General features: G+C 72.5%; 6 protein-coding genes and 1 rRNA gene. 1 reads left to right on the forward strand and 6 read right to left on the reverse strand.

All coding sequences use genetic code 11. The annotated features are described in order from the left end of the window. Window positions 1-2: 2 nt before the first annotated feature. The 4 genes from AB0412_RS27825 to AB0412_RS27840 all read right to left on the reverse strand — a co-directional run bounded on the left by AB0412_RS27825 (window position 3) and on the right by AB0412_RS27840 (window position 4,051). Window positions 3-875, reverse strand: a complete 873-nt coding sequence (locus tag AB0412_RS27825; protein ID WP_366405323.1) for an ABC transporter ATP-binding protein — start codon at window positions 873-875, stop codon at window positions 3-5. After that, the gene (locus AB0412_RS27830; RefSeq protein WP_366405324.1) at window positions 872-1,909 is read right to left on the reverse strand and encodes an iron chelate uptake ABC transporter family permease subunit; all 1,038 of its coding nucleotides are present in this window, start codon (window positions 1,907-1,909) and stop codon (window positions 872-874) included. The genes AB0412_RS27825 and AB0412_RS27830 overlap by 4 nt, the downstream gene beginning before the upstream one ends. Further along, window positions 1,906-2,949, reverse strand: a complete 1,044-nt coding sequence (locus AB0412_RS27835; RefSeq protein ID WP_366405325.1) for an iron chelate uptake ABC transporter family permease subunit — start codon at window positions 2,947-2,949, stop codon at window positions 1,906-1,908. The genes AB0412_RS27830 and AB0412_RS27835 overlap by 4 nt, the downstream gene beginning before the upstream one ends. Before the next feature lie 70 nt (window positions 2,950-3,019). Next, the gene (locus AB0412_RS27840; RefSeq protein ID WP_366405326.1) at window positions 3,020-4,051 is read right to left on the reverse strand and encodes an HAD hydrolase-like protein; all 1,032 of its coding nucleotides are present in this window, start codon (window positions 4,049-4,051) and stop codon (window positions 3,020-3,022) included. A gap of 80 nt (window positions 4,052-4,131) precedes the next feature. Between AB0412_RS27840 and AB0412_RS27845 the strand changes: the two genes are divergently transcribed. After that, the gene (locus tag AB0412_RS27845) at window positions 4,132-5,424 is read left to right on the forward strand and encodes a DUF1015 domain-containing protein (protein WP_366405327.1); all 1,293 of its coding nucleotides are present in this window, start codon (window positions 4,132-4,134) and stop codon (window positions 5,422-5,424) included. 71 nt (window positions 5,425-5,495) lie between these two features. Here AB0412_RS27845 and AB0412_RS27850 read toward each other — a convergent pair whose 3' ends face one another. Beyond that, a complete protein-coding gene (locus AB0412_RS27850; RefSeq protein ID WP_366405336.1) occupies window positions 5,496-6,239 on the reverse strand; it encodes a tetratricopeptide repeat protein in 744 nt (247 codons plus the stop codon). Between the two features lie 1,004 nt (window positions 6,240-7,243). Beyond that, window positions 7,244-7,335: ribosomal RNA gene (gene rrf, locus AB0412_RS27855) — 5S ribosomal RNA — on the reverse strand; the annotation flags it as partial.

Raw genomic sequence — 7,335 nt, forward strand, 5'->3', positions numbered from 1 at the left:
CCTCAGGAGGCCGAAGCCGCGGCGGCGGACCGCGCCTTCCGGGCCGCCGGCACGATCAGCGGCGTGCCGGTCTCCGGGTCGTCGATGACCTGGCAGCGCAGCCCGAAGACCTCCTCCACGAGTGCGGCGTCGACGATGTCCTTCGGCGCGCCCTCGGCGATGACCTTCCCCTGACGCAGCGCGATGAGGTGGGTGGCGTACCGCGCGGCGTGGTTGAGGTCGTGCAGCACGGCGACGAGGGTGCGGCCCTGCTCCTCGTGGAGTTCAGCGCACAGGTCCAGCACGTCGATCTGGTGCTGGATGTCGAGGTAGGTGGTCGGCTCGTCGAGCAGCAGCAGCGGGGTCTGCTGGGCGAGCGCCATGGCGATCCACACGCGCTGGCGCTGACCGCCGGAGAGTTCGTCGACGTAGCGTTCGGCGAGCTCGGCGACGCCCGTCTGGGCCATGGACTCCTGCACGACCCGCTCGTCCTCGGCCGACCACTGGCGCAGGATGCCCTGGTGCGGGTAGCGGCCGCGGCCCACCAGGTCGGCGACGGTGATCCCGTCGGGCGCGATGGACGACTGGGGCAGCAGGCCCAGGGTGCGGGCGACCTTCTTCGCCGGCATCGACTGGATGAGCTGCCCGTCGAGCAGCACCCGCCCGTGGCTCGGCTTGAGCATCCGTGACAGCGCCCTCAGCAGCGTCGACTTGCCGCAGGCGTTGGGGCCGACGATGACGGTGAAGGAGTTGTCCGGTATCTCCACCGACAGCTGCTCGGCGATGACCCGCTGGTCGTAGGCGAGGGTGACGTTCTCGGCGGACAGGCGGTTCACGGTGCTCCTTGTGTTCTTCGGTCCGTTCAGTCCGCTGGCGGTGCGGTTCTTGACGCTCATATCCGGCCCGCCCTGCGTTCGGAGACCAGCAGCCACAGCAGATAGGCACCGCCGAGGACGCCGGTGACGACGCCCACGGGCAACTGGTCGGCGCCGAAGGCGCGCTGGGAGATCCAGTCGGCGGTGACCAGCAGCGCGGCGCCCATGCACAGGGACGGCAGCAGGTTCGGGCCGGGCGAGCGGGTCAGACGCCGGGCGAGCTGCGGTGCGGTGAGCGCGACGAAGCTGACCGGCCCTGCGGCGGCGGTCGCGGAGGCGGTGAGCAGCACGGCCGACACCATCAGCAGCATCCGCACCCGCTCGACCCGCACACCGAGGGCGTAGGAGACGTCGTCGCCCATCTCCATCATCCGCAGGCCGCGGGAGTTGGCGAGGACCAGCGGCACGAGGACGGCGCACAGCGCGAGCAGCGGCCAGACCTGGTCCCAGTCACGGCCGTCGAGGGACCCGGTCATCCACACGACCGCCTGGGCGGCGTCCACGATGTCGGACTTGGTGAGCAGATAGCCGTTGACGGCGGTGACGATCGCGGAGACACCGATACCGACCAGGACCAGCCGGTATCCGTGCACGCCCCGCTTCCAGGCGAGCAGATAGATGGCGAACCCGGTGACCAGTCCGCCCACCAGCGCGCCCGCGGTGATCTGCTCGGCCGTGCCGGAGAACAGCACGATCATCGTGAGCGCGCCGGCCGTCGCCCCCTGCCCGAGCCCGAGGACGTCCGGACTGCCCAGCGGATTGCGGGAGATGGCCTGGAAAAGCGCACCGCCCAGCCCGAGCGAGGCCCCCACCAGCAGGCCGACCAGCACGCGGGGCAGCCGCAGTTCGTTGACGATGAACTCCTGGCCCGCGTTGCCCTCGCCGACGAGCGTCCGAAGCACGTCGGCGGCGGAGATCGGGAAGTCTCCGGTGCCGATCAGCACCACGCTCGCGGTGAGGGCCGCGAGCACCAGCAGGACGACGACGGTGAGGGCGCGCACGTCCAGCCGGACCGAGAGTCCGCCGGGGGTGCGTACCGCGCGGTTGCTCTTCACAGCTGGGCCGTCCTCCGCCGTCGTACGAGAAAGATGAACACCGGGCCGCCGATGATCGCGGTGACGATGCCGACCTGGAGCTCCGCGGGCCGGGCCACGATCCGGCCGATGACATCGGCGCCGAGCAGCAGCACCGGCGACAGGATCGCCGCGTACGGCAGGATCCAGCGCAGGTCCGGTCCGGTGAAGGACCGCACCACGTGCGGCACCATCAGCCCGACGAAGATGATCGGCCCGCACGCGGCGGTCGCGGCGCCGCACAGCACGGTCGCGGCCAGCATGGACAGCGCCCGGGTGCGGTTGAGATTGGCGCCGAGGGCCTTGGCGGTGTCGTCACCCATGGCCATGGCGTTCAGCGGCCGGGCGAGGGCGAGCGCCAGCACGGAGCCGGCCAGCAGGAACGGCAGCACCTGCATGATGGTCGAGTTGTCGCCCGCGGACAGCGAACCCACCGTCCAGAAACGCATCTTCCCGAGCGCGGCGTCGTCCAGAATCATGATCGCCTGGAGGTAGCCGTAGAGCGCTGCGCTGATGGCGGTGCCCGCGAGCGCCAGCCGCACCGGCGTCGCGCCCCGGCTCCCGCCGAGGAACCACACCAGCGCACCGACGGCCGCCGCCCCGCAGAACGCGAACCACACATAGCCGGACAGCGAAGTGACGCCGAAGAAGGTGAGCGCGGTGACCACGGCCGCGGACGCGCCCGCGTTGATGCCGAGCAGTCCGGGATCGGCCAGCGGATTGCGGGTCAGGGCCTGCAGCACCGCTCCCGCGAGACCGAGCGCGGCGCCGACGAGCAGGCCCAGCACGGTTCGTGACAACCGGTCGGCGATCACCACGTCGCCATAACTGCCCGAGTCCTCGAACAGGCCGTGCCAGACCTGCTCCAGGGACAGCTCCTTCGCCCCGACCGCGATGCTCGCCACGGCGACGAGCACCAGGATCACGACGGAGAGCAGCAGCCCGAGGGCGCGTATCGCCTGGCGTTTCGGGGGCGCGGGGGCATGCTCCGCGCGCTGTTCGGGAGGACTGTCGACCAACACGCAGTTAGGTTAGCCTACCCTGTCAATCGATCATGATCCCGAGACGCCGCTCAGGAGCCGACACGGCAGCTCACAGCCCCAGCCGGGCCAGCGCCTTCCCCCCGTCCAGCGTGCACGAGCCGTCGCCGGCCGCCGTCCAGGCCGCCGCGCACAGCGCACGCAGCCCGTCCAGGCCGCCGCCCTCCCCCTCCAGCTCGAGGGACTCCGCGCCGGCTCTCGCCGTCCAGCCCCCGCACCGGAACCCGCCGCTCTCCTCGACGACGTCCGGCTGCCCCGTGAGCATCCCGCGCAGATCGGCATCGACATACGTGGGCCGGTGCTGCGGCGGCGCCGCGAGCAGCTGCGCGCCGTCCGTCACCCCGGTCAGCACCAGCAGCGAGTCGACGCCACCGTTGAACGCCCCCTCGATGTCCGTGTCCAGCCGGTCCCCGACGACCAGGGGCCGCTCGGCTCCCGTCCGCAGAATCGTCTCCCGGTGCATCGGCGGCAGCGGCTTGCCCGCCACCTGCGGCTCGGCACCGGTGGCGATCCGCACCACCTCCACCGCCGCCCCGTTGCCCGGCGCGATGCCCCGGCCGCTGGGAATGGTCAGATCCGTGTTGGACGCGAACCACGGCACGCCCCGCGCGACGGCGTAACTCGCCTCCGCGAACCGCCCCCACGGCAACTCCGGCCCGCCGTACCCCTGGACGACCGCCGCCGGATCGTCGTCCGCCGACTCCACCGGTACGAGCCCGCGCTCCCGCAGCGCCACCCGCAGCCCCTCGCCGCCGACCACCAGCACCCGGGCGCCCTGCGGGACCTGCTCGCTGATCAGCCGCGCCACCGCCTGAGCCGAGGTGATCACGTCCGCCGCGCCCGTCGGTATGCCCAGCTCGGTCAGATGCCCGGCCACGGTGTCCGGCGTCCGCAGCGCGTTGTTCGTCACGTACGCCAGATGCATGCCCTGCTCACGGGCCACGGCGAGCGACTCGACGGCATGGGCGATCGCGCTCCCGCCCGCGTACACCACACCGTCGAGGTCGAGCAGCGCCGTGTCGTACGCCTCGCTCAGGGCCCGACCGCTGCCCTCGGGCCTCGTCCTGACACCGCTCCCGCTCATTTAGCATCGCTCCTCGTTCGACCGCTTCCCCCGATCATCCCCCATGCCACTGACACCGTGTGCACCCGTACGATGCCGGGATGAACACTGCAGGTCACTCGGAAGCAAAGGCGCGCCGGGGCCTGGAACTCACCCCGTTCCGAGGCCTTCGTTACGACCCCGACCGGGTCGGCAGCCTGGCCGCCGTGACGTCCCCGCCGTACGACGTCGTCGTCCGTCCCGACGGGGTGCATCACCTCCAGTCCGCCGACCCGCACAACATCGTCCGGCTGATCCTGCCGCAGGCCGACAGCCCCGAGGCCCGCAACGCCCAGGCCGCCGACACGCTGCGCCGCTGGCGCGCCGAGGGCATCCTGACCGCCGACCCGAACCCGGGTCTGTACGTCTACGAGCAGAGCGACGGCGACGGCATGCTGCAACGCGGCATCATCGGCGCGCTGCGCGTCTCGGACCCCGAGGAGCAGCTGGTCCTCCCGCACGAGGACGTCATGCCGCACATCGTCGCCGACCGAGCGGCCCTGATGCGCGCCACCTCCGCGAACCTCGAGCCGCTGCTGCTCACCTACCGCGGCGACGGCTCGGCGACCGTCACCGCCGACCTGATCGACCGCGTCGCCGAACGCCCGCCGCTGCTCGCGACCACCACGGAGGACGGCTTCCACCACCGTCTGTGGTCCGTCACCGACGCCGCCGACGTGACCGCGATCACCACGGAGCTGGCCGGCCACCAGGCCCTCATCGCCGACGGCCACCACCGCTGGGCGACCTACCGCCGCCTCCGCGCCGAGCACCCCTCCCCCGGCCCCTGGGACCACGGCCTGGTCCTCCTCGTCGACACCGCGCGCTATCCGCTGCGCGTCCGCGCCATCCACCGCCTCCTGCACGGCCTGCCCGTCGCGGACGCCCTGGCCGCCCTGCACGGCCTGTTCCGCGTCCGCCGCGTCGACGCCGCACTGCCGGACGCCCTACGGGTCCTCGCCGAGGCCACGGCGTCGGGCAACGCCTTCCTCCTGGCCGGAGACGGCACCTTCCACCTCGTCGACCGTCCGGACCCGGACCTGCTCGCCCGCACGGTCCCGGCGGACCGCCCGCCGGCCTGGCGCACCCTGGACGCCACCGTCCTGCACGCCACGCTTCTGGAGCACGTCTGGCGCATCCCCGAGGACTCACCGGCCCACATCGCCTATATCCACGACACGGCCGCGACGGTGGAGAAGGCGGAACGCGACGGCGGTACGGCGGTGCTGATGCATCCGGTCCGTGAGGAGGTCGTCCGCGACCTGGCCCGCCAGGGCGTCACGATGCCCCGCAAGTCGACGTCCTTCGGCCCGAAACCGGCGTCGGGCCTGGTCCTGCGGGCCCTGGACCTGTGAGGCGCGGACGGTGAACGCGAAAGGGGCGGGCCCCTTGCCGGGACCCGCCCCTTCACACCACTCGCCGGACATCAGTCCTTGTCGACGTCACCGTCCTGGGCGACCTCGCCCGCCTCGGCGCTCTCGCCCTCGCCTTCGTCGAGCGCGTCCATGAACTCCACGCCGTCCAGCTCGGCCAGCCGGTCGGAGGCGTCGGTGCTGCCGTCCCGGTCGGCCTCCACGGCCTTCGCGAACCACTCCCGCGCCTCGTCGGCCCGCCCGGCGGCGAGCAGCGCGTCGGCGTACGCGTACCGCAGTCGCGCGGTCCACGGCTGCACGGAGTGGGACGCCAGCTCGGAGCTCTGCAGCGTCACGATCGCCGCGTCCAGCTGCCCCATGTCGCGCCGAGCCCCGGCCGCGACGAGCCGCATCTCCACCTGCCCGGCCTTGTCCAGCTTCTGCACCTCGGGCGCCCCGGCCATGTCCAGCGCCTTCTCCGGCCGCCCGAGCCCACGCTCGCAGTCGGCCATGAGCGGCCACAGCTCCACGGTGCCGGTCATCCTCCGCGCGGCCCGGAACTCGGCGAGCGCCTCGGCGTACTTCTGGTTGGCGTACGCGGCGAAGCCCGCCGCCTCCCGTACGGCGGCGACGCGGGACGCCAGCCGCAGCGCCACCCTGGAGTAGCCGTAGGCCCCCTCGGGGTCCTCGTCGATCAGCCGGGCGACCATCACCAGGTTCTTGGCGACATCCTCGGCGAGCGTCTTGGGCAGGCTCTGCAACTCCTGCCGTACGTCCTTGTCGATCTCCTCGCCGGTGACGTCCTCGGGGATCGGCAGCCGCTTGATGGGCTCGCGGTCACGGTCACGGTCCCGCTCCTCGCGGAACCGCCCGCCACCGGGCCGGTCGTCCCGGCCACGGAAGCCGCCCGGCCGGCCGCCACGGTCGTCCCGCCGCGGCCCACGCCCACGGTCGTCCCGCCCGCGGTACCCGCCACGCTCGCCCCGGTCACGGTCCCGGTCGCCGTCGCGGCCCCGGAACCCACCGCGGTTGTCGTCCCGTCCGCGGAAGCCACCGCGCTCACCGCGGTCGTCGCGGTCACGCCGGAAGCCACCGCGGTCGTCACGGCGGTCATCTCGTCGATCGTCACGGCGATCGTCACGCCCGCGGAAGCCGCCGCGCTCAGCGCGCTGGCCCCCTCGGCTGTCGTCACGCCGGTCGCGGTCGTCCCGCCGGAAACCACCGCGATCGCCGCGATCGTCCCGCCGGAAGCCACCGCGGTCGTCACGGTCACGGCGGTCGCGGTCGTCGCGGTCACGCCGGAAGCCACCGCGGTCGTCGCGGCGGTCGTCACGGTCACGGCGATCGTCACGGCCGCGGTATCCACCGCGCTCGCCACCGCGGTTGTCGTCCCGGCGGAACCCGCCGCGGTCACCGCGGTCACCACGGTCGCTGCGCTCGCCGCGCTGATCGTCACGACCTCGGTAACCGCCGCGCTCGCCACCGCGGTTGTCGTCCCGGCCACGGAAACCGCCGCGCTCCGGCCGGCCACCGCTCCGGTCGTCCCGCCGGAAACCACCGCGGTCTCCGCGGTCGCTGCGCTCGGCGCGGTCACGGTCGCCGTCCCTGCGGAATCCGCGATCACGGTCGTCGCCGCGTCGAGGGCCGCTGCGCCGGGCGCCGCCCCGGTCACCACTGTCCCGTCGGCGCTGGTCGCGCTCCGGTCGATCGTCGGGAGAGTTGGTGGACATCGGTGACTCCTGTCTTCGGTACCGCAAGCATAAATAAAAAAGGACCCCTGGTCCCAGCTGTACGCTGGTGACCAGGGGTCCTTCCAAAGATTGTTCGGCGGCGTCCTACTCTCCCACAGGGTCCCCCCTGCAGTACCATCGGCGCTGTAAGGCTTAGCTTCCGGGTTCGGAATGTAACCGGGCG

It is taken from the genome of Streptomyces sp. NPDC052012 (assembly GCF_040689265.1).
In the GTDB taxonomy this organism is placed as follows: domain Bacteria; phylum Actinomycetota; class Actinomycetes; order Streptomycetales; family Streptomycetaceae; genus Streptomyces.